The sequence below is a fragment of the Niabella sp. CPT15-335-S11 genome (assembly GCF_058792415.1).
The window spans coordinates 315,380-339,737 of record NZ_JBYTEI010000003.1 but is presented as its reverse complement, the minus strand read 5'-3'; the positions used below and the strand labels follow the sequence as shown (position 1 = coordinate 339,737).

Genomic DNA, 24,358 nt, shown 5'->3' with positions numbered 1-24,358 from the left:
CTTTTCAGGATGATATCTTCCTGGATTATCGTGTGGCCGCTTCGTCCTGCAAACGCATCAATTAAAAAAAGGCACCTGTTTAAACAGATGCCTTTAATTTTTATGCGTTTATCGAGAAATTTGATAAAAATAGACGAGGTCAGAAAACGCCCATATACTGTAACAAATTAATCCGCTATTTAGTTGAATCTTTTCCGGCTGCCGGTGCAGTTGCTGCGGGGACCCCACTGCTAAACGGAACGGCGGGCGCGGCCTGCTGTTGTTGTTGAACCGGACGGGTGCTGATATCCTGTAATCTTCCGCCGACATCGCTTGATTTGGATCCGGATATAAAGAAAGTCGATAGCAGGCTCAAAATGCCAATGGCCGCAGCAAAAATCCAGGTTCCCCTTTCCAGAACGTCATTGGTCTGTTTCACGCCCATGAACTGAGTGCTCACTCCTGCGAAGCTGCCAGCCAGCCCACCACCTTTGGGGTTCTGGATCAGGACAATCAAACCCAGAGCCACGGCAGCAATAACGATCAATATTACGAATAAAGTGGTCATAAAGATTTCTTTAAATGTTCGATTTTGGCTGCAAAATAAGCTCTTTTAAGGGGATTTTGCAAACTTAATTTATGATATACTGCCAGCGCGTTCGCCCGGTTTCCCTGTTTTATCCAAATCTCCGCCATCGCTTCCGTGATTGCGTTTTCGCCTGTCAATGATTTGCCCGCCATTTCCTCTACTTTCCTTTCTTCTTTTCCCACCAGACGGGCGCTTCTTTCCGCTTCGGGCAGCCTTTTCATTTCTTTCAGCCAGTCTGTAAAACTCCTCAGTTGCTGAGTAAAATGATCTCGCGTGTTTTTGTCGTCCGAAAGTTTAATACCCTGAGACGCAAAGTAATCAACCGTGTGATAAGGGGTGAACACTAATTCAGTATTCCTGGCGTCCTGAGGCAGGATCGTAAAAGTCGGTAAAGGCTGCTCCTTATCTGCAACTGCTGCGGCTTCTGGATCCCGGGAAGGTAGCGTATCGGATACATCAGGTTCCACGGTTGGTGTAACCGGGGCAGATGGTGGCTCTGTAATCACCGGCAATATTTCCTCCTGGCCTGTCGAGTCCGGTTCAGCGGCATTAGACCCGGGCAGGTTGTCCGCGTTTTTCTTTTCCCAGGGGCTGAGGACGGGTTTTTTAGTAAACCAGTAGTGGAGTGCGGCAGGATTGCTAAAGTACAATAGTGTTTTCTGCCATTGTTGCTCCCAGGAAGGATTATCCTCGTCCTTCAGTTTTTGAGCCAGCAGTAACTGAACTGAACCGGAGTAGGGCTGTGACTGAGCAAGGTCTGATAATTCCTGCAGACTGCAGTCCCCGAGTTCCCGGGACAAGAATGAATTCGATATTGCATTCAAAAGGTTCCGCATGTACTTAATTACCAGTTTGAGAATATCCGGTTAAACATATCATCTGTAAGATCTCTCAGCATTTGCGTTTCAAGGCTTTGCTCGGCCTGTTGCAACGACATGCTGCCCGAGTAATCAAAACTTCGGGTAACCGTGTAAGGCGGGTTGGTCCGTTTTCCCGATTTTTTGTCCAGCACCACCAGACTAATATTGACATTCAGCCTGTTCATATTGACCTGCTGATTGGAAATACCTGAGGTTGAAAAACTATAACCTGTGATCGTGCCCTCAATATCCCAGTCGGCATTGTCATTGTTGGTCTGCGTCAGTTTGGTCTGGCTGGAGATTTTCTGCCGCAGTTTATCGGTGAGTCTCGGCGCCAGGGTCGGGTTGACATATCCCGCTTTATTTTCAATAAATTTTACCCGTACAACATGTACCGAATCAGGGATACTCACATCTTTAAAGCGATAAACGCCACAGCCTGTTTGAAGCCAGACAAAAACCGTCAGGACCGCCACGGCCAAAATCGCGAAAAATTTTTTATAGATCTTCGATGTCATATTCCTTTAATTTTCTGTACAGGGTTCTTTCACTGATTCCCAGATCCAGCGCAGCATCCTTTCTTTTGCTCTTGTGCTTTTTCAGGGCCTTAATGATCAATTCTTTTTCCTTGTCCATAATATTTAGACTTTCCTCTACCTCTTCAGGCTCCTGGATATCATGGTCCATTATTACGGGGATATGTTGCTGGGGAGATGGGGGGGCAGCAATAGCTGCAGAGTTCACCAATGGGTGATAATTTTCGGGAGCCGAGCGTAGTTCGTTGAGGTTATTCACCAGTTCGGGATGCTGTTCGGCAACCTGCGGGTTCTGGAGGATCTCCACAAACATCCGCTTTAGTTCGTTGACGTCCTTCTTCATGTCAAACACCACCTTATACAGAATTTCCCTTTCATTCTGGAACTCATGGGTTACCTGGTTTTGCACTACCATCGGTAGCCTGTTGTTGGAGTATGGCTGCAGGTAGCGTCCAAGTTCTTTTGCGCTGATCGATTTATCCTCCGAAAGCACTGAAACCTGTTCAGCGATATTCTTTAGTTCACGGACATTTCCAGGCCAGGGATAGGTGAGGAGGAGGTTTTTGGCATCGTCTTCAAGCTGGACCGACTGGGTTTTGTATTTATCAGCGAAATCTGATGCGAATTTTCTGAATAGTAGCACGATATCTTCTTTGCGGCTGGCCAGTGAGGGAACCCGGATGGGCACCGTGCTTAAACGATAGTAAAGGTCTTCCCGGAATTTGTTGTGCTCCACCAATTGAAGCAGGTCTTTGTTTGTGGCAGCTATGATCCGTACATCTGTTTTTTGCACCTTACTGGACCCTACCCGGATGTATTCTCCCGCTTCCAGTACACGAAGTAATCTGGCCTGTGTACCCAGCGGTAACTCACCGATTTCATCCAGGAAGATGGTACCGCCATTCACCGTTTCAAAATAACCTTTCCGTGAATCGACTGCACCGGTAAATGAACCTTTTTCGTGACCGAAAAGTTCGGAATCGATGGTGCCTTCAGGAATAGCGCCACAATTCACAGCTATGAACGGGTTGTGCTTTCGGGCGGAGAGTGTATGAATAATAGATGAAAAGGCTTCCTTTCCCACACCGCTATCACCGATGATCAGGACGGTCAGATCCGTATTGGCGACCTGAATCGCGACCTGTAGCGCGTAATTCAGGCCAGGCGCATTTCCAATGATACCAAACCGGTTTTTTATTGATTGCAGATCCATAACTGATGATCTTTTTTTACTTTTTTGGAGCCTGATAACGCGATTAAAACCCTCGCACCTTATTCCATTACCGAAGTTACGGGTTCCTGTATTTTTCCGAACAGCGTTGCCTGTGTGCAATCCTGAATCGTCACGTTGATGTATTGACCTTTTCTTAACCCATGATCGTTTTTAGGAAAGACAACCACTTTATTCTGAGAGGTGCGTCCCACCCAGCTTTCAGCGCTCCTTTTGCTGTCTCCATCGATCAGCACCCTGTAAGTCTTACCAATGTCCTGCTGATAGTTTGCCAGTGAAAGGGTGTTTTGTTTATCAATAATTTCCTGAAGCCTCCTTTTCTTTACATCCAGGGGAATATCATCCACGTACCTCCTCTGAGCCAGTGTTCCCGGGCGCTCGCTATAAACAAACATATAACTCAGGTCGTAGCTGCTGTAATCCATGATCCGCAATGTGTCCTGGTGGTCTTCCTCCGTTTCTGTACAAAATCCTGCAATAATATCTGAAGTAATACTGCATCCGGGCAGGATCTTCCGGATCTGGTCGACCTTATTCATATACCATTCCCTCGTATAAGTGCGATTCATTAACTGAAGCACCCGGGTGGAACCGCTTTGTACAGGCAGATGAATACATTTGCAAATATTTTCATACGATGCCATGGTATGCAGGACCTCCTCGGTAATGTCTTTGGGGTGGGAGGTGGAAAACCTGACCCGCAGATCGGGCGATATATTTGCTACTATTTCCAACAGTTTTGCAAAGTTGACAGCGCTGCCTTCATCGCCCGGCTCGTATAAATAGGAATCCACATTCTGCCCGAGCAGCGTTACCTCGCGATATCCGTTTTCAAATAGTTCGGTACATTCCCGGAGGATGCTCTCCGCATCGCGACTTCTTTCCCGACCCCTGGTAAATGGCACCACACAGAACGAGCACATATTATTGCAGCCCCGCATGATGCTGACAAAAGCCGTGATGCCATTGCTGTTCAGTCTTACCGGAGAAATATCGGCATAAGTCTCTTCCCGGCTCAACAGGACATTTACCGTTTTTTGTCCGGACCCCGCATCTTCCACGAGTTGCGGCAGGCTGCGATAAGCATCAGGCCCAACAACAATATCGACCAGTTTTTCTTCTTCCAGAAACTGTGATTTAAGCCTTTCCGCCATGCAACCCAGAACACCCACCAGGATACCAGGGTTGCCGGATTTCAGTTTCTTAAATTCACTGAGTCTCTTTCTCACGGTCTGTTCTGCCTTTTCGCGAATGGAGCAGGTGTTGATGAAGATCAGGTCGGCTTCCTCCAGGTTTCGGGTAGCGCCAAAGCCCTCCTTATTCAAAATAGCAGCCACAACTTCGCTGTCCGCGAAATTCATCTGACATCCATAACTTTCTATATAGAATTTCTTCCGGTATTCATTCGGATCTAAAGCAAACGGTGCAAAAGCCTCGCCCTGTCTTGCCTCATCGTGTTCCTTTTTTACGAAAACTTCCAACATTAAATATAATTTAAAGGGAAGCAAAGATAATAAAATTCGTATAACGATATGACAGTATGACAGGTGTTATTTCAGCGGGGCTTTAATGATCGTTTTTATAAGTGGCAAACTTCGCCGGATTGTCTAAAATCCCTCATTTAACCCGACAAAACCAGGAATTTGGCCGATTAGTTATTCATTAATTTGGCGTCCTTGCAGAATCAGGGCTATCGACAAAATTTCGTTAAAATATTTTAAATCTCTCGTAGCAGGCTCTCTCGAGGTTCTCCCGGTCATCGGGATGGGCGATCTGGATCAATGCTTTTGCCCGCTGGCGAAGGTTCTTACCGAAGAGAAAGGCTACGCCATATTCAGTCACCACATAATGCGCGTGCCCCCGGGTTGTGACTACGCCGGCGCCTTGCTTCAGCCAGGGAACAATCCGTGGAATGCCTTTTCTGGTCCGGCTGGTGATGGCGGTGATCGGTTTTCCACCTTTGCTCATAGCAGCTCCCCGCATAAAATCCATCTGGCCGCCAATACCGCTGTAATGATAGGTGCCGATACTGTCTGCGCAGATCTGGCCTGTAACGTCTACTTCAATCGCGCTGTTAATGGCGATTACCCGTTCATTTCTCATGATCACGTTAGGGTCATTTACGTAATCCAGGTCGAGAAACGCGAAAGCAGGGTTATCGTCCACGACGTCGTATAATTTTCTGGTTCCGTTGGCAAAGGAAGTTACCGATTTATTAGGATGGATTTTTTTGCATTTGTTGTTGACCACATCATCCAGATAGAGCTGGATAATACCATCGCTGACCATTTCGGTGTGTACTCCCAGGTTTTTGTGGTTCCTGAGGTTTTTCAGTACCGCGTCGGGAATAGTGCCGATGCCTACCTGCAGGGTGCTTTTGTCATCGATTAGCTCAGCAATATATCGCCCGATCTGCAGCTCATCTTCGGTTGTTTTTGCTGCATAATCTGTTTCCGGTAGAGGTTCTTCATGCCAGACGAGTTTGGCAAACCGGTCCACGTGGATCATGCTGTCGCCGTGGGTACGGGGCATCCGGGGATTGACCTGTCCAATAATGAAACGGGCGTGGTCAACAGCCGAGCGTGCAATATCTACCGAGGTGCCCAAAGAACAGTATCCGTGTTTATCGGGCGGGGAGACCATGACCACGGCGCCATCCAGAGGTAGCAGCTCTGAATTAAACAGATCGGGGATATCACTCAGAAATGCTGGTATGTAATCTGCCCTGCCGCTACTGACGGCTTCGCGGACGGGAGCGGATACAAAAAGACTGTTGACAAAAAACGATTCTGCGAATTCGGGATTGGCGATCTCAATGTTCCCCTGAACGGTGATACAGACAATCTCCACGTTCCGGAGTCTGCCGGCCTGCCGGGCGAGCTCTCTGAATAAAAAAACCGGCGTAGCGGCACTGCCGTGGAAGAATACCCTGGAACGGCTGGAAATCAGGGATATGGCTTCTTCTGCTGATACATATGAGTCCTGTGTCATAGCAAACGTTTGTTTGCAAAACTAATGCAGGCTTTTTGTTTAAACTATGATTTTTAGCAGGTTAGTCTTTTTTTCAGGAAATCATCTCACCTAAAATTACTAAGGATCGTTTCTATTTTCATGGTACCTTCAACTCCGTTGATCAGCTTTTTATCTTTTGTATAAAAAGCATGAAAGGGCAGATTTCTGATACCGTAAAAGGTGGGCAGCACATAGGCATAATCCCTGCCTACCAGGATATTACTATAGTTCCCCAGCTTGTAGTGATCGGCAAATGCTTTCATTTTGGCCAGGGGGAGCGGTGTGGTCATCACGATCTGGATATCTTTGAATTTGTCGATATTTTTGATCATTTCTTCTGTCTCATGTTTGCAGTGGTCGCATTCCGGACTGAACACAACAATTAACAAGGGTTTCTTTTTATCAAGTCTCGACCTGAGTTCGAACGCGCTGCTATCTGCATTCAGCAGCCTGACAGAAGGTATGGTTCTAAGTTTTTGGTAGGGCGCCATTCTCTGGGCAGATACAAAGGGTCCCCACAGTAACAGCAAGGAAAAATACATCCAGTATTTCATAAGAAAAAGGTTTAAGCAGGTTGGCCAGGCCACCCAAGTTCTGCAAAATAGGAAATAAGCGCTAAAGTTTACTAAAAAACGGGTTAAAGTTTTGGTGCATTACGAGTTTGTCGTAATATTTGCAGTGAATTCGTAAATTATGGAAAAATTAACGGTACAGGAAGAGCAGGTGATGATAGCTGTCTGGAAGACAGGGGAGGGTCACGTAAAGGCTTTTATGGAAAAGATGGATGCGCCCGGACCTTATACAACGGTGGCATCCACCATGAAGAACCTGGTGAAGAAAGGATATTTGACCAGCAGGCTTTTTGGCAATGTTTACGTGTATAAACCCGCTGTATCGGAGGAGGAGTATAAGCGTCGGTTTATGGGTAATGTAGTGCGTGATTATTTCAGCAATTCTTACAAAGAATTAGTAAATTTCTTTGTGGATAGTAAGAAGATCTCCGCCAGGGAATTGAAAGAAATTCTCCGTCTGATCGAGTCCGGCAAGAAAAAGTAAAGCCGGTAGTGACGCTGGTGAATTTCCCGGCGTCTATCCGAGCCCATAAAACATTTATCATTTACACCTATATTTTGTAACGATGACGCCTTTTATTGAGTACCTGCTGAAACTCAACATCTGTCTGACCATCATATTTCTGTTTTACAGGATTTTCCTGGCCAGGCTTACCTTCTACCGGTGGAATCGCTGGTATTTACTCGGGTATTCTTTACTCAGCTTTTTCATTCCCCTGATCAATATTCTGCCCGGGTTACAAAAAAAACAATGGGACCACCATTCACTGGTCGTTTTGATACCGGCGCTTGAGGTCAATACCCGGTCCATGGGAACCAGATCTACAGGTCTCCATTCCGGTTGGGATTGGTGGTTCGTTGTATTTGCAGCGGGAGCTTCCGTTTTGCTGATCCGCTTTTTTGCGAAAGTGCTAGCATACCACCAGATGAGAAAACGGGCCACCCTGATTTCACAAGGTATTGCCAGGATATATCAGACCGGCGATTCAATGAGTCCGTTTTCTTTTGGCAATTCAATTTTTTTGAATAAAGATCAGCAAAGTGATACCGGTCTCGAAGAAATCATCCGGCATGAGTTTGTGCATGTGCGTCAGAAGCATAGTATTGATATTGTCTGGTGTGAGCTTTTGTGTATCATCAACTGGTTCAATCCCTTTGCCTGGTTACTGAGGAGGTCCGTGAAACAGAACCTGGAATTTATCGCGGACCAGGAGGTTGTTCGGCAGGGCTGCGATTCCAAGACTTACCAGTATTTGTTGTTGAAAGCGACGGGGAACAACGATTTTGCCTTTGCCGCACCTTTCAATTTTTCATCCCTCAGGCGGCGGATCATCATGTTGAACTCGTTGAAGAGTGCCAGGATACATTTGGTCAAATTCTTATTTATTCTCCCCGTTCTTGCCGTTATTTTGCTGTCATTCAGAAAAGATTCACAGGCTAAAGTGCCGGGAGGTCAGATCCCTGTAGCACTTTTTGTAGCAGATACCGTTAAGCCGGTTGTAGCGCCTGAGGGTTTGCAGGATCTGCAGCAGGCTGCTTCCGGTAAGCCACCGGGATCTCCCGCAAGACTGAAGTTTGCTCACCAGCAAGGAGAACCCCTGATACTGGTCAACGGGTCTGAATTGCCTCAGGGTATAACGATCAGGGATATAAATCCCGATGATATTTATTCGATTGATGTGTTAAAAGATGAGAAAAGCAAAAATGAGTTTGGCCCGAAGGCAAAGCATGGTATTATTAAGATTACCCTGAAGCCTGGGGTCAACTTAAAAAGTCGCCAAAAAGTGAATATTGTCAGAGACAGTGCAAATTCTTCATCGCCGGTCCTGATGATCCGATCGCTTGGAGATGCCGAACCCAACACGAAGGGAGGCACTCAGACTCTACCCCGGACTTCTGGGGTGGTTTCAGGCATAAGGATCGCGAGGGATACGGCGGGCTCCGGACTCAGCCTAAGGAACGCCGTTACACCGCTTTTTGTGCTGGATGGTTCTATAGTTTCCAGGGAAAAGATCAATAGCCTGAGGCCCGAATCGATTGAAAGTGTGACTGTTCTTAAAGGCGCTTCAGGCGCCAGTGCTTACGGTGAGCAAGGAGTGGATGGCGTAGTTGAAATCAAAACAAAAAATCTTCTGCTTCGGTTGGAGCCTTCTCCAGAAGAAAAGAAATGAAGACCTGCTTTAAGTTAGTGGATACGCGCACCGGTCACTTGAAATTAGTTCGACGGATCACATCATTTTTTCGCGACGGGATTCTTGAATAATCACTGATTGGAGATATTATTTGCGGGTTTCGCTTTTTTCGTCAGTGCAAAAAACAGGCTGATGATGCTGAAGCCTATCCAATACAAATAAATACCCAGGTGAAACTTTTCACCCAGCAGTCGATGGGACAGGTCTGTGCGGAAATCCCGGTAAGTAAAATACAAACCGGCAAGGCATACAAGGAAAAACGACCACATCACTAATTTTCCCGCAACAGGTTTCAACCTCTTGTCCAGGAAATACAAAACAGCCAGTACCAGCAGCATCAATCCAAAACAGACCAGGGCGCCCTGCCACCAGATCTTAAAGAAGCGATACTCTTTGTAAAAAAGGTTAACACCCAGTCGGCCTACCATCGAAATACCAGAACACAATATTCCGGAAACCAGGGAAAGGCCTGCCAGCGTAAGGATCAAAATGGGATATCGCCGTTTCAAAGTTGGTGGTTTCAGATGAGTGAAATGAAAGCTCTTCCTATATGTTGCAGCTATTAACTACTCTGCCAATTGATAAATATTACGCAGGTTTCTGCCCTGACCGTCATAATCAAGTCCGTAACCTACTACAAATTTGTCCGGGATTACAAAACCAATATAGTCCATTGGAATTTCATAACGGGTCATTTCGGCTTTGTGCAGTAAGGCCGCAACTTTAAGCGAGCGCGGTTGCTGATGCATCAGTTTAGGCAGGAAAAAATGCAGGGTCTTGCCGGTGTCGATAATATCCTCTACGATGATCACGTCCTTTTGGTGGAGGTCCTCATCCAGTCCGATCGTGGTGGCCACATCTCCCGTTGACCTGAGACCTTTATAGGATACCAGTTTAATAAAACTTATTTCGCATTCGATGGACAGGAGCTTAAAAAGATCTGCGGCAAACATAAAGGATCCGTTCAGGATGGAAACGAAATACACTTTCTTACCCTGGTAGTCGCGGTTAATGGCGTCTGCGATTTCTTTAATTCTTTGTTGAATCTGGTTTTCAGTCAGAAAGATAGTGAATTGTTTATCGTGGACTCGGACTTCAGACATAGCGGGTTTTATTACACGTCTTTTTGAGAAATTCGGTTCTGCACCTAAACGCAGTACCCGGATGCCGATCAGTATTAGTTTGCTGCCATGTGGCTCCTGGTTGCGGGGTCCTGCAAATATAATTTAGATCCCGCTATGGGGGAAGCGTTTTTAGTTAGTTTATTGTACTTCAGCAGAGCCTCGAGCCTGATTCCTTCAGTCTGCGCAATATCATATAAATTTTCACCTTCTTTGACCACGCGATATGATTCTTTGCCAAACATCCGCTTTAACTGCAAGTACACCAATTGATCGTTCATGGCGATGGTTGCGGGCTCCCGGAAATCATTAAAGCTGTATATCCACCGATCGGGCATATTGAATTGCCGCGCCAGATCGACAAAAACAGTTCCTTTCCTCACGAAGACCACGCGGGTATCATTGATCCTGAATTCGCCTTCGGGATATTTTACGGTCTCAACTTTTGCAATGGCCTCATTATTCTCTTTATTTGAACCTTTGGCCAGGAATTCTTTCACATCTGCCGGCATGTCTGCCCTGCCCAAAGCCATCAGGGTATATTGTTCGAGGTCATATTTTTCGATCAGGCCAATGATCAGTTGCGGGTACCTGGGATTGGTTGCATAGCCCGCATTTTTAAGTCCGTAAGCCCAGCCTTTGTAATCGGTGGGATCCAGTGTAAACAATGCGGCATAACGTTCACGGCCTTTTAGAAAATCGGAGTGGTCAATATAAGATTGTTCGGAGTTTTCGTACTTCATGAACTTTTCATTCTTAGCATCATCGTCATGGAGCACATAAGGGCCCGTATATCCCGATTTGCATTTGATGCCGAAATGATTATTGGATTTCCGGACGAGCTCGCTTTGGCCGGCCATCGTTTCGTGGATACCCTGAGCCAGTTTGATGGCAGCCGGAACACCGGTTCTTTTCATTTCCTGGATGGCAAGTCCGCGGTAATTGCGGATGTAGTCACTGATGACATCCGCCTTTTGGGCAGTAGCCATAATAACGGCAAGTAAGCACAGGAAGATTGCGTTGAGTCTAAGGATCATCTTTTGAACAATTACAGTTTTCGCAACAAATAAAGCCCGTCTCGTATTGTCAGAACCACTTTGTCGATACCGGCCCTTTGCCGGATATGTTGATTAAATTCTTTTATTCCTTTAGCACTTTTTCCTTTAGGCTCCGTCTCCAGCGCCTTCCCGTGAAAAAGTATATTATCCGCTAAGATAATACCATTTTTTCGAATATGAGGAAAAATTTCTTCAAAATAGTCAATATACCCTGGTTTGTCAGCATCCAGAAATATCAGGTCCCAGGTCTCATCCAGGGTTGGCAGAATCTCTGTTGCCTCTCCAATCAGCAGCTTTATTTTTGGGAATAACGCAGATTTTCGGAAAAAATTGTGTGCGAATGCGGCTGTTTCTTTCCGGTTCTCAATGGTGAACAGCAAGCCATCTTCAGCCAGACCATCGGCCAGGCAAAGAGCGCTGTACCCGGTAAAGGTCCCGATTTCCAGGATCCTCCTCGGTCTGAGCATCCAGCTGATGTTCTTCAGAAGCTGACCCTGCACCTGTCCGCTCAGCATATGAGACTCAGGATATTGTATTTGTGTAAACTTTGCCACCTCGGCCAGTAGATCATTCTCCGGGGTCGAAAATTCCTCGGCGAAAGCATTTACGATAGGATTTATGAGTTCCATAGGCGTGATTTTTTGCCGTAAGGAATTTTAATTAATGAACGGTTCCCTGTTCCAGCTTATCTACGCTAACCCGTTTTGAAATGAAATAGAGCCCTATAAAAGTCAGGAGTGCATTTACAATGATCAGCTCAAGTCCGATTTTGTAGTTTCCCAGCCATTGTTGTTTGTTTACTCCTTCATCAATAATAAACGAAATGATGGGAGCCGCAAAACACACGATGGGAACCTGTTTATCCACCGGCCGTCGTTTGACAAAGATTCCAAACGCGAATAATCCCAGCAGAGGGCCATAGGTATAGCCTGCTATTCGAAGGATGACATCAATAATGCTCCGGCTGCCAATCCAATAAAAAATGAGTACAAAAATCAGGAACAGAAGCGCAAAAACGAGGTGCACCCGCTGGCGGAACCTCTTTTTTTCTTTTTCTGACATGGATTCGCGACGGTTGATGCCGGCGATATCAATACAGAAAGAGGAAGTCAGTGCAGTCATGGCGCCGTCGGCACTGGGAAACAGCGCGGAGATCAGGGCGATGATGAAAACAATAGACAAGGCGTTTGGCATATGGTGGATGGCCAGTTGGGGGAAAATGCCATCTCCAAGTACATCTTTATTGTCCAGCAAAAATTGCTTCACAGGTTTGCCATCCCTGATGACTTCGGTAAACTGGCCGCCTACCGTCTGGCCGTAGAGGTAGAGCAAACCGCCCATATACAGGAACATGCCGATAACCACGAGCATGATGAACGCGAGGGATACCATATTCTTTTTTGAATCCCGCAGGTTCGTAACTGAGATACTCTTCTGCATCATTTCCTGGTCGAGTCCCGTCATCGAAAGCGTGATGAACATACCCGCCAGAATCTGTTTTGGCCAGAACAGCGTTGAGTTTACATCCGTATGAAATACTTTTGATAATCCCTGGCTGCGCAACATATTGAGGCTGTCAGGAATGCTTATATTCATTTGGTGTAATATAAAAACGATGCCCGCAATAAGCCCCACGAGCATTCCGGTAGTTTGCAGAGTGTCCGTCCAGACAATAGTTTTAACCCCACCTTCAAAGGTGTAAAGTATGATCATGATCAGGATGATCAGGGTGGAAACCCAGAACGGGATGCCGAAGCTGTCCAGGATGGTGGTCTGTAAAATAACAACGACCAGGTAAAGTCTGGCGGTCGCGCCCAACAACCTCGAGATGATAAAGAACCAGGCGCCGGTTTTGTAAGACATCATGCCCATCCGGGTTTTCAGGTAACTGTAAATGGATGTCAGTTTAAGCCGGTAGTAGAGGGGAAGCAAAACAAATGCGATCAGCAGGTAGCCGATGAAATAGCCGAATACGATCTGCATATACGCAAACGAATTAATACCGACTGCACCCGGCACGCTTACGAAGGTCACGCCGCTAAGCGATGTGCCAATCATCCCAAATGCCACGAGCATCCAGTTGCTCCGGCGGTTGCCAATAAAAAAGGATTCGTTATTGCTGTTTTTGCTGGTCTTCCAGGCTACCGCAAGCAAAAGAATGAAATACAGGATCACCACTGAAAAAAGAAAACTCGCAGACATAATTGCACATTGTTTTAGAACTCCTTCGAATCAAAATAATTTTTGAAGATAGGGAAAAATGATTTCCTTGTTTTAAATATTTTGGTTTGATAATTTGCTGAGCCACTAAGCTTTAATTATCTTTATTTTCCGAACAAGATATTTTTACATTCAAAAATTCCGGCAGAATAATTTATGGAGCTATTAAAAAGAAGATTTAAGGAGCAGGCAGATAAACTCGGCGCTGAAATAAAAGAAATCCTCAGGGAGCATGGTGACACGGTTATCGAACAAACAAAACTGTCCCAGATATACCAGGGGATGCGCGGAATGACAGCTCTGGTTACGGAGACCTCCTTACTGGACGCCAAAGAGGGGATTCGTTTTCGGCAGCGCCGCATCCCAGAACTCAGGGAAAAACTCCCGAAGATGAGAGGGAGCACTGAACCACTTCCTGAGGGATTGTTCTACCTGATGCTCGTGGGTGAAATGCCAACCGAAGATGAAGTGGAGCATCTTAGTTCCGTCCTCCAGCGCAGGAGCCATGTGCCCACTTATGTTTTCGAGACCATGGGTGCTTTGCCCAAGGATACACACCCCATGACGATGTTCGTAGTGGGGGTAATGGCACTGCAGAACGAAAGTCATTTTGCCAAAGGTTACGCGCAGGGGACCCTGTCGAAAAAAGATTATTGGGAAGCGACCTTTGAAGATACCCTGGATCTGATCGCCAGGATACCTCATATCGCGGCTTATGTGTACAGGCGGAAATACAAGCGCGGCAAGGCTTTGCTGCCTGATGGCCTGCTCGATTGGGCGGGCAACTTTGCGCACATGCTGGGTTATGACAACGATGATTTTAAGGAGCTGATGAGGTTGTATATGGTGATCCATGCCGATCATGAGGGCGGGAATGTCTCGGCACATACCACCCACCTTGTGGGTTCCGCACTCAGCGATCCTTATCTGAGTTATGCAGCCGGTATGAACGGCCTGGCCGGTCCCCTGCATGGTCTTGCCAATCAGGAAGTGATCAAGTGGATCTATGACATGCAGGAATCCCTGAAAACCCAAAGCCCCAGCAGTGAGCAAATTGCCGAATACGTGAAAAAAACACTGGCAGAAGGCAAAGTAGTTCCTGGTTATGGGCATGCTGTACTTCGCAAAACCGACCCGAGGTTCACCGTTCAGATGGACTTTGGAAAGAAATATATGCCGGACGATCCGCTGGTAAATACCGTGTGGAAGATTTATGAAACCGTCCCGCCGATTTTGGAATCGCTCGGCAAGGTAAAGAACCCCTGGCCCAATGTGGATGCTCATAGTGGCGCTCTGCTGGTGCATTTTGGAATGGTTGAGTATGAGTATTACACGGTACTGTTTGCAATGAGCCGTGCTCTTGGTGTGTTGTCCAGCTTATGCTGGGACAGGGTGCTGAATATGCCGTTGGAAAGACCCAAGTCAGTGACTACTGCGGCTGTAAAACGGTGGTTGAATAAAGAGGTTGAGAACCTGGGCGACTAACTGATTTTACGTATATGAGATAGCTCAGATACCCTGAATAAGAGCATTTAGAGGTTTTTTTGGTACGGTTTTTTGTTGTATATTGAGGAAGAATAGATTAACAATGACCTTTAAAAGTTTAAGTTATGAAGAACAAAGACAAGATTCTGCTGGGTATTATCGGCGCGGCGCTCGCTGGTGTGGCTATTGGCTTGCTTTTTTATACGGATGAGGGAAAAAAGACCCGGAAAAAAATGAAAAATACGGCCAACGACTGGGCAGACTCATTGGGTAGCCTGATGGCATCCGGTAGGGAGAACCTTTCCGATCTGTCACATAAGGCCATGGAAAAGGCCAGGCACGGTATCGAAAAGGTGAAGACTAAAACACAGGCTATGACGCAGAAACATAATTCTGACGAGTATGCCAATAAGCTGAGTTAGCCCCCCGAAAAGTTTATACAGCAAAGGTTGCCCCGGTGCCCGGCGTAATCCCTGCCTGGCGGAAATCGTTTTCCGGCTGACAGGACAGGGTGCTAAGGCAACCCTTATTTTGTTTGTAAACTCAAAAAGAACAATATGTTTGAAATTAAAGACAAAGTAGAGAACCTGATGGATAACATGGATGAAATTGCCAGAAACTACTATAATCTCACGATGTTAAAAGCTGTTGAAAAGGGCAGCAAGCTGGCTTCCACGCTGGTTATAAGCAGTCTGGTTGCAGCCTTATTATTTTTCGCTTTCTTATTTGCCGGCATTGGCGCAGGATTTCTTTTGGGCCGGTTATTAGGTAGCCCCGTATGGGGGTTCTTTATCATTGCAGGTTTTTTATTATTGATCCTGTTCCTTATTCTGATTCTCAAGGGGCGTGTGCTTAAACCAATGATCAGAAACTTATTTATTAAAAATCTTTATGACTAATAATACGCCGGGGATTAGGACAGTCAGCGATTTACTTGCTGAAAAAGAGAGGATTAGCGAACAAATCAGGGTCAGCCGGCGACAGATCAGCGCTGATCTGGATTTGATCCGGGATGAAATGAATCCCTTTAAGGTATTGTCGGACAAGGCCAGGAAATTATTCAATGGAGGGGAGGCCAGTCCGGTTGTAAAGCAGGCAGTCGCTAACGCGGCTGGCTTTGCGCTGGAAAATTTTGTTCTGAAAAGGGCGGGATGGGTACCCAGAATAATTGTTCCCTGGGTGGTGAAAAAAATTTCAGGTTTTGTTGTGGCGCCGCGTGTAAACCAGTTGATTATTAAATCCCTGCATAGTGCGGCGAGTTCGGTCAGAGAAGCAGATATGGGAGATGTGTTGAATCCGCAGGTGACAGATGTACCGATAAAAGCAAAACAGATCAAAGTAGCAAGAGGCGAACAACTCCAGGGGTCTGCAGACAACAAGGACAGCGCGCGGAGATCTGAGATTCCGGATGAAAAGAACCGTCATATGCAGGCTTCAACCAGGAGGCGGTCAAAGCACGGCTTACCGGCGCGTTTGCATAAGTTGGCGGACAGGATCCGGAGTTGATTTCTCATGTTTTCCCCGGGTTAATTGCCTCAAATTCTTTTGTTCGATCAGTATTTATCCTGTAAGTTTGCGGCCCTGTTTGGGGGATTGGCTCAGTTGGCTAGAGCGTCACGCTGGCAGCGTGAAGGCCACCGGTTCGAATCCGGTATCCTCCACATCAATTTTTTGAGAGCGTCTAATAGTTGGTGTCTCTTCAGACTTTCTCCAGTCCGCTGAAAAAGAAACTACCTTCGATAGCTGCATTCTCATCGCTGTCACTGCCGTGAACAGCGTTTTCCTCAATAGATACCGCGAACAATTTACGGATGGTTCGGGGGGCAGCATTCACGGGGTTCGTAGCGCCAATCAGGTCGCGAAAGGAAGAAACCGCATTTTCTTTTTCCAGTATAGCAGCAATAATGGGTCCCCGGCTCATGTAGGTAATCAGGTCCTGATAAAATGGTTTATCTTTATGTATTGCATAAAATTCTCCTGCTTTGGCGGGGCTCAAGGCGGTTAGCTTCAGGGCAACCAGCCTGAACCCTTCTTTTACGAAACGGTCCAGAATTTCGCCGGCATAACCCTTCTCCATAGCATCAGGTTTGATCATTGTAAACGTGCGGTTACTCATATTTTATTTTTTGATTTGGTCGGCAAAGGTAGCAAAACCAAATTAGAAGATAGTCGGGATATTTACCTATTTTTGCGCGCTCCATGAGGCCAATAGACGAAATATTCGACCAGATTGAAAATCCATCGACCGTGGTGATCACTATGCATCAGAAACCTGATGCGGATGCGATGGGTTCGAGCCTGGCCTTGTATCATTACCTGAAGAAATTCGGGCATGAGGTGACAGTGATTTCCCCCACCAACTGGGCAAGCTGGCTGAACTGGATGCCCGGTTGCAAGGAAGTGCTGAATTATGACCGGGACCGGGAACAAGCTGACAAAATACTCGCGCAGGCGAAATACCTTTTTTGCCTCGATTTTAATATTTTTCACCGGACCAAAAATCTGGCGCCCAGACTCAGTGAAATGAACTGTACCAAAGTCCTGATCGATCACCACCAGGAACCTGACGAGGCTTCTTTTGATTTTGGTATTAGCAACACTGCCAAAAGCTCCACCTGTGAAATGGTCTATGATTTCATCGTGGAATCTGGCAACGCAGATAAGATAGATATCCAGGTAGCTAGTTGCCTGTATTCTGGTGTGGTTTCTGATACCGGGTCATTCCGCTTCCCTTCAACAAGTCCTTCCGTGCATGAAATGGTGGCCCGGCTGATGGAAACCGGACTCGACCATTCCCTCATTCACAGCAACCTGTTCGACAATTTTATGGAGAACCGGCTTCGGTTCATCGGACATGTTCTGACGCGTCGCCTCGAATTTTTCTACGAATACAACACCGCCCTGATCGTGATTCCAAAGTCAGATCTGATCAAGTTTGAGATCAGGACCGGTGATACCGAAGGGCTTGTCAACTATCCGCAGGCAGTGCAGGGTATAAAACTGGTGGGTATGGTGATCGACCGGGATGAGGAAAGAAAATGGAGTTTCCGGAGTAAAGGGAATTTTGACTGCAATGCTTTCGCGCGAAAATATTTTAACGGTGGCGGGCATTTCAATGCTGCAGGCGGGGGCTCTAAAGACTCTCTTCATCAGACCGTAGAGAAATTTAAGAGCGCTTTAAAGGAGAACGCAATATTTTTACAGTAATAATCAAATAAAAAACATGAAAAAAATCAGCTTGATCAGCGCAGTGGTTTTATCCGTGCTTGCCTTTGTTAGCTGCGAAAACGCTAACTACAAGACCACGGCGAGTGGATTAAAATACAAGATCATTGATGGCGGTAGCAAAGATTCATCCAAAGAAGGGGATGTTTTAAAAATGGAAATGACCCAGCGGCTCACTGGTCATAAAGATACCTTGCTGCAGACGACTTATGGGAAAATGCCCGTATTCGCGAAAATCAGTACGCCAGCACCGGGACCGGAAGTATACGGACCTGATGAGGTTTTCAAACATTTGAAAAAAGGCGACAGCCTGATTGCTATTATCTTTATCGACTCTGCTATCAAAAAAGGAATCGCACAGGAAGCGATGTTACCTCCGTTCATCAAGAAAGGCGACAAGATCACTTATACTTTTAAAGTGATGGAAGTGTTCAAAAATGACAGTCTTGCACAGGCTGATTACGCCAAAGAAATGGAGAGAGATGCTCCACGCCAGAAGAAAGAACAGGAAGCGCAGATGGAGAAAATGAGAAAGGATATGGAAGCCCAGCAAAAGGCCGAGGAAGCGGAACTGGAAAAGTCGGGCGAAAAGAACAAGCAGATTGATGAAGTACAGCAGTACCTCACAAAAAACAAAGTAAACGCAGTTAAAACCCCGATGGGCGTTTTTGTGAAAATCGATAATCCCGGATCCGGCGCTGCTGCAGCAGACGGAAAATTTGTGACCGTTAAATATACCGGAAAGAAAGTGCACACCGACAGCACCTTTGAGGGTCCTAACACGTTCACTATTCAAATGGGCAAAGGACAGCTCATTCGTGGCTTTGAAAATGGCATCTCCCAGTTCAAACAGGGCGGGAAAGGAACTATTTATATTCCCGGATTCCTGGCTTACGGCAAGAATCCGCCTCCGGGCTCACCGTTCAAAGCTTTTGAACCCCTCTATTTCGATGTGGAAATTACAAGTGTCGGCGACAAAGAACCTGTGCCGGAACATCCCGTCCAGGCTCCAGCCGGTCATTGATACGTAATCAGTACGAAAAATTTGAAAAACCGCCTTATTTTGAGGCGGTTTTTTTATTGAAAGACGTAACTTTAGTCACGAACGGCAACGGTGATATTGAGTAACTTTATGCAATAAATCATTGTCATGAAATAGCCACAGGCAGAAACTTGCTTTAAATCACGACAGATTATTTGGCGTATTCCATGTGACCATTAAAAACATAAAAATAAGCACATGAAAAAAAACATGAGTTCTTTTGATCGTATTTTCAGGGTTATTTTGGCTCTGGTTCTTGGCTACCTGTACTGGAAAGGAATGCTGACAGGAGTCTGGGGTATCGTCGTGTTGGTATTGGCAGTTGTTCTCCTGCTTACCGCTTTGATTAATTTTTGCCCGCTGTATGCCCTGTTCGGTATGCATACGAACAAAAAGAAAACTACCGCGGCATAGTTTGCGAGGGAATTGATTAGTGGATGAATAGATAGGACGGGCAAGCATAATTCAATGTCCGCCCAGTGGATCGTGTCATCAAAATTTGTATTGATTAAGATATTATGGCAGACTCTTTTTCCAAAATCATTAATCAGGACAAGCCTGTGCTGGTCGATTTTTCGGCCGAATGGTGCGGCCCCTGTAAAATGTTGAAACCCATCCTGGAAGAACTGAAATCCAAAATTGGGGACAAGGCCTCCATTATTAAAGTTGATGTGGATCGGAGCCCACAGGCAAGCCAGGCTTACAGTATACAGGCAGTACCCACGCTGATCCTGTTTAAAAATGGCCGGATTCTTTGGCGCCAAAGTGGTGTTGTACCTGCCCGCCAACTTGAACAGGTGATCATGCAACATGTTTGAGCCTGATATATTACGTTAGCTAAATTAATCATACGTATCTAACGGGAAGGGTCACGACATTGCATGTAAGCCAGGCAAGGATTATGCAATTGAACTGCTTCACCTCCTGTTCTTTAGCTCCCCTGAAATTTGATATCAGACGGCGGAATACTCCGTGAGCGTTCCACGGTACGCGACAAACAGTTTAACCGCTTCTACGGCTTGCTTTACATCATGAACTCTCAGGATAGAAGCTCCATTCATCAAGCCGATCGTATTTAAGACTGTAGTGCCGTTCAACGCTTCGGAAGGATCGGTTTCAAGCGTATGGTAAATGACAGATTTCCGGCTGACACCCAGCAATAACGGGCAGTCCAGCATCTTGAATAGTTCCAGATCGTGCAGCAGGGTAAAATTGTTTTCCTGCGTCTTGCCAAAACCAATTCCCGGATCAATGATCACATCATGGATCCCCCTGCTTTTGCATTCTGCCAGTTTCCGGATCAGAAAATCCAGCACTTCCATAGTTACATTAGCATATACCGGATTCTGTTGCATGTCCCGGGGACTACCTTTCATGTGCATTAGTACATAGGGAACCTTTAAATCGGCCACTGTGTCCAGCAGTGAGGGATCAAGGGTCCCGGCGCTGATGTCGTTGACCAAATCAGCTCCCGCTTCGACAGCCGCGCGCGCGACAACCGACAGAAATGTATCGACTGAAATAATTATCTCGGGAAAATTTTTTCGCACAGCTCTGACAGCCGCTACTACTTTCTCGAGCTCCTCCACAGGTTCCAGTTGTCTGGCTCCCGGTCTTGTACTCTGCCCTCCGATATCAAGCATATCCGCGCCCTGAGCCAGCATCCGTTCGGCCCCTGCGAGAACATCGGCCTCTGTCGAATACCGGCTGCCTGCATAAAATGAGTCTCCGGTAACATTCAGGATGCCCATGACCAGCGGCCTTTCAAAAGTAATGAGCCTTCCCCTGCAATTGAGATTTAACATCAGGATTAGTTTATTATATTTGAGGCTAAGATAAGAATTAGGCGAATAGTGTTAAGTAAAAAGCATGAGCAAAACAGAACAACAGTTTGATGAGGTGATTTCTTCCTGTAAGACGATCTTCTTTAAAAAAAATCAGGACTACGGCACGGCCTGGCGCGTGTTGAGAACTATTTCGATCGTTGATCAGATCTATATCAAAGCTCAAAGGATCCGGACCCTCCAGGATAAAAAACTACAACGTGTGGAAGATGACCAACAGGGAGAATTCAAGGGAATTGTGAATTATGCCGTAATAGGATTGATCCAACTGTCTTTACCACCCGATGGGCCGGAAAACCTGCCCGCTGAGGAGACAGAAAAATTATATAGTCACGAAATCAACATAGCCAGGTCGCTGATGCAGGACAAGAACCATGACTACGGTGAAGCCTGGAGGTCTATGAGCCAGGAGAGTTTCGTGGATCTGATTCTGATGAAGCTGCAGCGTATCCGCCAGATTCTGAATAATGAGGGGAGGACGCTGGTGAGCGAGGGAATTGATGCAAATTATTACGATATTATTAATTACGCTGTTTTTGCGTTAATCCGTCAGGGTGAAATGGCAGGCCAGGCCAAACCCGACACAAAATAGATGTTATGAAATGTCCATAAAAATTTTCGAGCAAATTCATGCCGACTGCGATGAACCGCGAAGCGCTCATAAGCGCCAAAATCAATAACAAACAATGCTTATAAAATTTTCTATGGTAAATTCCATGCCTGCCTGCCGGTAGGCAGGTGACCATCGAAAACATTAAAAAATACACATGAAAATATTTGTGAATATAGTAAGGGTTTTAGTTGGGGTCCTGTTTATTATATCAGGATTGGTTAAGGCCAATGATCCCGTAGGCCTCAGTTATAAAATGCAGGAATTTTTTGATCTGTGGGGGATGTCCTTTTTAAATACTGCGAGCCTGAGTCTATCGGTAGCGGTGATAGCCTTGGAGATCATCGCCGGTGCTGCGCTGTTGCTTGGATGGAAAGTAAAATGGAACAGTAGCCTGTTATTGATCCTGATCGTGTTCTTCACGCTGCTCACCGGCTATGCTTTTTTCTCGGGTAAGGTTAAGAACTGCGGTTGTTTTGGCGATTGTATTCCGCTGACATCAGGAGGTTCTTTCGTGAAGGATTTAATTTTGTTGGCCGGTATACTGATTATTGTTTTCAACCAGAAATATATCAGACCCATATTTTCTAAGGGTGTTGTACTGTTTCTGTTATTGTGTGTAACCGTTTTTAGTTTTGGATTGCAATGGTACACCCTGCGTTATCTGCCGGTAGTGGACTGCCTGCCGTTTAAAAGAGGAGGGATTTTACCCCAACTGATGACGGTCCCTAACAATGCAATTCCGGATAGCACGGCAATTACATTTGTTTATAAAAAGAATGGGAAGGAAATTGAGTTTCAGGCCGATCAGTTTCCGGCGGACTTCAACGAGGAAACCTACGAGTTTGTCAGAAGGTATGATAAAATGATCAGGAAGGGCTGGAACAATGAACCGGCCATCAAGGGATTTATTCTCAAAGGCGCGTCAGGCGGTGATAGTACTCATGAAATTCTCAGCAAAAACGAAGTGCTTCTGCTATTTATAGAAGATGCAACAGTCTCCGTGAAACCCTGGCAGCAATCCTTTGAAAATATTTATCGGAAGGCTGTTCAGCAGGGTATTCCTGTTTATGCCGTTACCGCAACAGGAGGCGCAGTAAGAAAAGCTTTCTCTTCAACGGGTTTCAGAGATATGACTGTATTGGAAGCAGACAGGACGATGATCAGAACTGCGGCGAGAGTACGCCCCGAGCTATATTTGCTTCGTAAAACGGCCATTGCCGGGAAGTGGGGGTACAAGAGTTTTGGTAAGGCCGGCAGGGAGTTGTTTCCTGAACAGGAAAAGAAAAAAGAAACTCCCCCGGCACCTCCCAGATCGGCATCGGGGGATACGATCATCATCTAATTTTTTACTTTGCTCGGCTATATAACCAGAAAGATATTCTACGGTGTGCTGGTACTGGCGGGGGTTGTAGTACTGGTGTTCCTTTTGTTTCAGGGATTCGGCGATCCAAGCCGACTTGTACTGGGCCAGACAGGCGATGCAAAAACTCAGGAGAATATCCGAAGGGAACTTTACCTGGATCAGCCGCGCTGGAAGCAGTTTCTGATGTATATGAATGACGTTTCGCCGCTTAGTATTCATAGCCGGGAAGACATCAATAAAAAACAACTGAAAGGTATTTTTATAGGGAGTGAAAAGAAACTGGGCATTAAAGTTCCTTATTTGCGGCGAAGCTATCAAAGCAGGAGGGAAGTGAGCGATGTGTTATTCGAAGCTTTGCCAGGGACCATATTGCTTGCGTTGACGGCGATGATACTAGCTGTCGTTATCGGGATTCCCCTGGGAGTTCTGGCGGCGGTAAGGCAGAATACCTGGGTGGATACCACTGCAGTCTTTTCGAGTATCGCCGGAATTTCCGCGCCTTCTTTTTTCATGGGGATCATTATTGCCTATATTTTTGGATTTGTATTATCGCCATATACCGGTCTTCACATCAGTGGCAACTGGTTCGAAATTGATGAGGTAACAGGGGCAAAAAGCCTAAGTCTGCGCAATCTTATTCTGCCGGCAATCACGCTTGGGATCAGGCCGCTGGCCATCATCACTCAGTTGACCCGAAGCGCAATGCTGGACGTATTGGATCAGGACTTTGTCAGGACCGCCTATGCGAAAGGCCTGACGAGAAACCTGGTTATTTGGAAACACGCCCTCAAGAATGCGCTGAATCCTGTCATCACAGCTATTACCGGCTGGTTTGCAGAACTGCTCGCCGGAGCTTTTTTTGTTGAATACATATTTGGGTGGCAGGGGATCGGAAAGGTAACGGTAGATGCCCTGGAGAAACTGGACTATCCGGTTGTGATGGGCTCTGTGCTGATATCGGCCACTTTTTTTGTGTTGATGAATATCGTTGCTGATATGTTGTACGGGTGGATTGATCCCAGGGTAAGGATCCGCAACAAATAGATGGGTTTACTTATTAGTGTTTCCGTTTATTTAATGATCACTTCCCGGATAATTTTTCCGCCAAAAGCTTCATTGATTCGCTGCGCGATTTTCTCCCGTTGATAGATCAGCTCATTTTTCAGAGGTGCCACCTGGGTTGTAATGATCAGCTTGTCACCGATGATCATTAACTTATCAGTATAGCGGGCAATCGTCTTTCCCATCAGTTCCTCCCATATCTCCTCGATCTGCAGGGATCGGATATCATTCCTGATCCTGCTTTTGTTCAGGAAATCCTGCAGGGCATCGCGCAATGAGTATTCAGCCATTCTGTTTTTAGACAAAGGTAATCAGATTTCCCAATCGCCGCCGGGCAATGGGCATTGCGAAAGT

28 protein-coding genes and 1 tRNA gene are annotated in these 24,358 nt (G+C 46.2%); 14 read left to right on the top strand and 15 right to left on the bottom strand.

The features are described 5' to 3' along the window. Window positions 1-175: 175 nt before the first annotated feature. The 7 genes from secG to AC3WS5_RS12450 all read right to left on the bottom strand — a co-directional run bounded on the left by secG (window position 176) and on the right by AC3WS5_RS12450 (window position 6,761). On the bottom strand, window positions 176-547 hold the full coding sequence (secG, locus tag AC3WS5_RS12480) for a preprotein translocase subunit SecG (RefSeq protein ID WP_492467717.1): 372 nt from the start codon (window positions 545-547) through the stop codon (window positions 176-178). Next, window positions 544-1,404: a DUF8458 domain-containing protein gene (locus AC3WS5_RS12475; protein WP_492467716.1), complete on the bottom strand. Its 861-nt coding sequence runs from the start codon at window positions 1,402-1,404 to the stop codon at window positions 544-546. The genes secG and AC3WS5_RS12475 overlap by 4 nt, the downstream gene beginning before the upstream one ends. 8 nt (window positions 1,405-1,412) lie before the next feature. Next, window positions 1,413-1,946, bottom strand: coding sequence for an LPS assembly lipoprotein LptE (gene lptE / locus AC3WS5_RS12470; protein WP_492467715.1), 534 nt, complete (start codon window positions 1,944-1,946; stop codon window positions 1,413-1,415). Beyond that, the gene (locus AC3WS5_RS12465) at window positions 1,927-3,177 is read right to left on the bottom strand and encodes a sigma-54 interaction domain-containing protein (RefSeq protein WP_492467713.1); all 1,251 of its coding nucleotides are present in this window, start codon (window positions 3,175-3,177) and stop codon (window positions 1,927-1,929) included. Before AC3WS5_RS12465 ends, lptE begins: the two co-directional genes overlap by 20 nt. A 59-nt stretch (window positions 3,178-3,236) precedes the next feature. Next, entirely contained in the window at window positions 3,237-4,679 is a 1,443-nt protein-coding gene (gene miaB, locus AC3WS5_RS12460; protein WP_492467712.1) for a tRNA (N6-isopentenyl adenosine(37)-C2)-methylthiotransferase MiaB, read from the bottom strand. Window positions 4,680-4,902: 223 nt separating this feature from the next. Next, entirely contained in the window at window positions 4,903-6,186 is a 1,284-nt protein-coding gene (locus AC3WS5_RS12455; RefSeq protein WP_492467711.1) for an acetyl-CoA hydrolase/transferase family protein, read from the bottom strand. Between the two features lie 86 nt (window positions 6,187-6,272). Further along, window positions 6,273-6,761, bottom strand: coding sequence for a TlpA family protein disulfide reductase (locus AC3WS5_RS12450; protein ID WP_492467710.1), 489 nt, complete (start codon window positions 6,759-6,761; stop codon window positions 6,273-6,275). 139 nt (window positions 6,762-6,900) lie between these two features. Here AC3WS5_RS12450 and AC3WS5_RS12445 point away from each other — a divergent pair, with 139 nt between their 5' ends. Together AC3WS5_RS12445 and AC3WS5_RS12440 are read left to right on the top strand one after the other, a co-directional pair. Further along, window positions 6,901-7,263, top strand: a complete 363-nt coding sequence (locus AC3WS5_RS12445; protein ID WP_492467709.1) for a BlaI/MecI/CopY family transcriptional regulator — start codon at window positions 6,901-6,903, stop codon at window positions 7,261-7,263. An 82-nt stretch (window positions 7,264-7,345) separates the two neighbouring features. Continuing rightward, a complete protein-coding gene (locus tag AC3WS5_RS12440) occupies window positions 7,346-8,950 on the top strand; it encodes a M56 family metallopeptidase (protein WP_492467708.1) in 1,605 nt (534 codons plus the stop codon). Window positions 8,951-9,042: 92 nt separating this feature from the next. Here the strand turns inward: AC3WS5_RS12440 and AC3WS5_RS12435 are convergent, their stop codons facing one another. The 5 genes from AC3WS5_RS12435 to AC3WS5_RS12415 all read right to left on the bottom strand — a co-directional run bounded on the left by AC3WS5_RS12435 (window position 9,043) and on the right by AC3WS5_RS12415 (window position 13,352). After that, window positions 9,043-9,480 carry a cytochrome d ubiquinol oxidase subunit II gene (locus AC3WS5_RS12435; protein WP_492467707.1) on the bottom strand — a complete coding sequence of 146 codons (438 nt, stop codon included), beginning with the start codon at window positions 9,478-9,480 and terminating at the stop codon, window positions 9,043-9,045. A gap of 57 nt (window positions 9,481-9,537) precedes the next feature. Further along, on the bottom strand, window positions 9,538-10,074 hold the full coding sequence (gene hpt, locus AC3WS5_RS12430) for a hypoxanthine phosphoribosyltransferase (protein ID WP_492467706.1): 537 nt from the start codon (window positions 10,072-10,074) through the stop codon (window positions 9,538-9,540). Window positions 10,075-10,148: 74 nt separating this feature from the next. Continuing rightward, window positions 10,149-11,129 (bottom strand): glucosaminidase domain-containing protein, encoded by a 981-nt coding sequence (locus tag AC3WS5_RS12425; protein WP_492467705.1) that lies wholly within the window; start codon window positions 11,127-11,129, stop codon window positions 10,149-10,151. Window positions 11,130-11,140: 11 nt separating this feature from the next. After that, window positions 11,141-11,779: an O-methyltransferase gene (locus AC3WS5_RS12420; RefSeq protein ID WP_492467704.1), complete on the bottom strand. Its 639-nt coding sequence runs from the start codon at window positions 11,777-11,779 to the stop codon at window positions 11,141-11,143. A gap of 31 nt (window positions 11,780-11,810) precedes the next feature. After that, window positions 11,811-13,352: a sodium:solute symporter gene (locus AC3WS5_RS12415; RefSeq protein WP_492467703.1), complete on the bottom strand. Its 1,542-nt coding sequence runs from the start codon at window positions 13,350-13,352 to the stop codon at window positions 11,811-11,813. Between the two features lie 174 nt (window positions 13,353-13,526). On the opposite strand from AC3WS5_RS12415, the gene AC3WS5_RS12410 reads away from it, so the two are divergent. From AC3WS5_RS12410 to AC3WS5_RS12390, 5 genes are all read left to right on the top strand, one after another. Continuing rightward, on the top strand, window positions 13,527-14,855 hold the full coding sequence (locus tag AC3WS5_RS12410; RefSeq protein ID WP_492467702.1) for a citrate (Si)-synthase: 1,329 nt from the start codon (window positions 13,527-13,529) through the stop codon (window positions 14,853-14,855). A gap of 125 nt (window positions 14,856-14,980) precedes the next feature. Beyond that, on the top strand, window positions 14,981-15,277 hold the full coding sequence (locus tag AC3WS5_RS12405) for a YtxH domain-containing protein (RefSeq protein ID WP_492467701.1): 297 nt from the start codon (window positions 14,981-14,983) through the stop codon (window positions 15,275-15,277). 135 nt (window positions 15,278-15,412) lie between these two features. Next, window positions 15,413-15,754, top strand: coding sequence for a phage holin family protein (locus tag AC3WS5_RS12400; RefSeq protein WP_492467700.1), 342 nt, complete (start codon window positions 15,413-15,415; stop codon window positions 15,752-15,754). After that, a complete protein-coding gene (locus AC3WS5_RS12395) occupies window positions 15,747-16,361 on the top strand; it encodes a hypothetical protein (protein ID WP_492467699.1) in 615 nt (204 codons plus the stop codon). Before AC3WS5_RS12400 ends, AC3WS5_RS12395 begins: the two co-directional genes overlap by 8 nt. 81 nt (window positions 16,362-16,442) lie before the next feature. Then, window positions 16,443-16,516, top strand: a tRNA-Ala gene (locus tag AC3WS5_RS12390). Window positions 16,517-16,554: 38 nt separating this feature from the next. Here AC3WS5_RS12390 and AC3WS5_RS12385 read toward each other — a convergent pair. Next, on the bottom strand, window positions 16,555-16,971 hold the full coding sequence (locus AC3WS5_RS12385) for a nucleoside-diphosphate kinase (RefSeq protein ID WP_492467698.1): 417 nt from the start codon (window positions 16,969-16,971) through the stop codon (window positions 16,555-16,557). Between the two features lie 83 nt (window positions 16,972-17,054). Between AC3WS5_RS12385 and AC3WS5_RS12380 the strand changes: the two genes are divergently transcribed. From AC3WS5_RS12380 to trxA, 4 genes are all read left to right on the top strand, one after another. Then, complete coding sequence (locus AC3WS5_RS12380; protein WP_492467697.1) at window positions 17,055-18,062, top strand: DHH family phosphoesterase; 1,008 nt, start codon at window positions 17,055-17,057, stop codon at window positions 18,060-18,062. Between the two features lie 16 nt (window positions 18,063-18,078). Next, window positions 18,079-19,104, top strand: coding sequence for an FKBP-type peptidyl-prolyl cis-trans isomerase (locus AC3WS5_RS12375; protein ID WP_492467696.1), 1,026 nt, complete (start codon window positions 18,079-18,081; stop codon window positions 19,102-19,104). A 216-nt stretch (window positions 19,105-19,320) separates the two neighbouring features. Then, the gene (locus AC3WS5_RS12370) at window positions 19,321-19,536 is read left to right on the top strand and encodes a YgaP family membrane protein (RefSeq protein WP_492467695.1); all 216 of its coding nucleotides are present in this window, start codon (window positions 19,321-19,323) and stop codon (window positions 19,534-19,536) included. A gap of 104 nt (window positions 19,537-19,640) precedes the next feature. Beyond that, window positions 19,641-19,940: a thioredoxin gene (gene trxA, locus AC3WS5_RS12365; RefSeq protein ID WP_492467694.1), complete on the top strand. Its 300-nt coding sequence runs from the start codon at window positions 19,641-19,643 to the stop codon at window positions 19,938-19,940. Window positions 19,941-20,075: 135 nt separating this feature from the next. Here trxA and folP read toward each other — a convergent pair whose 3' ends face one another. Beyond that, the gene (folP, locus tag AC3WS5_RS12360) at window positions 20,076-20,927 is read right to left on the bottom strand and encodes a dihydropteroate synthase (RefSeq protein WP_492467693.1); all 852 of its coding nucleotides are present in this window, start codon (window positions 20,925-20,927) and stop codon (window positions 20,076-20,078) included. Between the two features lie 64 nt (window positions 20,928-20,991). Between folP and AC3WS5_RS12355 the strand changes: the two genes are divergently transcribed. The 3 genes from AC3WS5_RS12355 (at window position 20,992) to AC3WS5_RS12345 (ending at window position 23,986) form a co-directional block, all read left to right on the top strand. Beyond that, entirely contained in the window at window positions 20,992-21,558 is a 567-nt protein-coding gene (locus AC3WS5_RS12355) for a DUF1599 domain-containing protein (RefSeq protein ID WP_492467692.1), read from the top strand. Window positions 21,559-21,733: 175 nt separating this feature from the next. Then, complete coding sequence (locus AC3WS5_RS12350; RefSeq protein WP_492467691.1) at window positions 21,734-22,921, top strand: BT_3928 family protein; 1,188 nt, start codon at window positions 21,734-21,736, stop codon at window positions 22,919-22,921. Window positions 22,922-22,930: 9 nt separating this feature from the next. Beyond that, the gene (locus AC3WS5_RS12345) at window positions 22,931-23,986 is read left to right on the top strand and encodes an ABC transporter permease (protein WP_492467690.1); all 1,056 of its coding nucleotides are present in this window, start codon (window positions 22,931-22,933) and stop codon (window positions 23,984-23,986) included. A gap of 26 nt (window positions 23,987-24,012) precedes the next feature. Here the strand turns inward: AC3WS5_RS12345 and AC3WS5_RS12340 are convergent, their stop codons facing one another. After that, complete coding sequence (locus AC3WS5_RS12340; RefSeq protein ID WP_492467689.1) at window positions 24,013-24,309, bottom strand: DciA family protein; 297 nt, start codon at window positions 24,307-24,309, stop codon at window positions 24,013-24,015. Between the last annotated feature and the right edge of the window lie 49 nt (window positions 24,310-24,358).

Coding starts and splice junctions, on each gene's coding strand:
- AC3WS5_RS12425 (WP_492467705.1), bottom strand. CDS start 11,129: ATGATCCTTAGACTCAACGCAATCTTCCTGTGCTTACTTGCCGTTATT.
- AC3WS5_RS12455 (WP_492467711.1), bottom strand. CDS start 6,186: ATGACACAGGACTCATATGTATCAGCAGAAGAAGCCATATCCCTGATT.
- AC3WS5_RS12440 (WP_492467708.1), top strand. CDS start 7,346: ATGACGCCTTTTATTGAGTACCTGCTGAAACTCAACATCTGTCTGACC.
- AC3WS5_RS12380 (WP_492467697.1), top strand. CDS start 17,055: ATGAGGCCAATAGACGAAATATTCGACCAGATTGAAAATCCATCGACC.
- AC3WS5_RS12355 (WP_492467692.1), top strand. CDS start 20,992: ATGAGCAAAACAGAACAACAGTTTGATGAGGTGATTTCTTCCTGTAAG.
- lptE (WP_492467715.1), bottom strand. CDS start 1,946: ATGACATCGAAGATCTATAAAAAATTTTTCGCGATTTTGGCCGTGGCG.
- AC3WS5_RS12450 (WP_492467710.1), bottom strand. CDS start 6,761: ATGAAATACTGGATGTATTTTTCCTTGCTGTTACTGTGGGGACCCTTT.
- folP (WP_492467693.1), bottom strand. CDS start 20,927: ATGTTAAATCTCAATTGCAGGGGAAGGCTCATTACTTTTGAAAGGCCG.
- hpt (WP_492467706.1), bottom strand. CDS start 10,074: ATGTCTGAAGTCCGAGTCCACGATAAACAATTCACTATCTTTCTGACT.
- secG (WP_492467717.1), bottom strand. CDS start 547: ATGACCACTTTATTCGTAATATTGATCGTTATTGCTGCCGTGGCTCTG.
- AC3WS5_RS12400 (WP_492467700.1), top strand. CDS start 15,413: ATGTTTGAAATTAAAGACAAAGTAGAGAACCTGATGGATAACATGGAT.
- AC3WS5_RS12420 (WP_492467704.1), bottom strand. CDS start 11,779: ATGGAACTCATAAATCCTATCGTAAATGCTTTCGCCGAGGAATTTTCG.
- trxA (WP_492467694.1), top strand. CDS start 19,641: ATGGCAGACTCTTTTTCCAAAATCATTAATCAGGACAAGCCTGTGCTG.
- AC3WS5_RS12465 (WP_492467713.1), bottom strand. CDS start 3,177: ATGGATCTGCAATCAATAAAAAACCGGTTTGGTATCATTGGAAATGCG.
- AC3WS5_RS12370 (WP_492467695.1), top strand. CDS start 19,321: ATGAAAAAAAACATGAGTTCTTTTGATCGTATTTTCAGGGTTATTTTG.
- AC3WS5_RS12395 (WP_492467699.1), top strand. CDS start 15,747: ATGACTAATAATACGCCGGGGATTAGGACAGTCAGCGATTTACTTGCT.
- AC3WS5_RS12415 (WP_492467703.1), bottom strand. CDS start 13,352: ATGTCTGCGAGTTTTCTTTTTTCAGTGGTGATCCTGTATTTCATTCTT.
- AC3WS5_RS12350 (WP_492467691.1), top strand. CDS start 21,734: ATGAAAATATTTGTGAATATAGTAAGGGTTTTAGTTGGGGTCCTGTTT.
- AC3WS5_RS12410 (WP_492467702.1), top strand. CDS start 13,527: ATGGAGCTATTAAAAAGAAGATTTAAGGAGCAGGCAGATAAACTCGGC.
- miaB (WP_492467712.1), bottom strand. CDS start 4,679: ATGTTGGAAGTTTTCGTAAAAAAGGAACACGATGAGGCAAGACAGGGC.
- AC3WS5_RS12445 (WP_492467709.1), top strand. CDS start 6,901: ATGGAAAAATTAACGGTACAGGAAGAGCAGGTGATGATAGCTGTCTGG.
- AC3WS5_RS12475 (WP_492467716.1), bottom strand. CDS start 1,404: ATGCGGAACCTTTTGAATGCAATATCGAATTCATTCTTGTCCCGGGAA.
- AC3WS5_RS12405 (WP_492467701.1), top strand. CDS start 14,981: ATGAAGAACAAAGACAAGATTCTGCTGGGTATTATCGGCGCGGCGCTC.
- AC3WS5_RS12375 (WP_492467696.1), top strand. CDS start 18,079: ATGAAAAAAATCAGCTTGATCAGCGCAGTGGTTTTATCCGTGCTTGCC.
- AC3WS5_RS12385 (WP_492467698.1), bottom strand. CDS start 16,971: ATGAGTAACCGCACGTTTACAATGATCAAACCTGATGCTATGGAGAAG.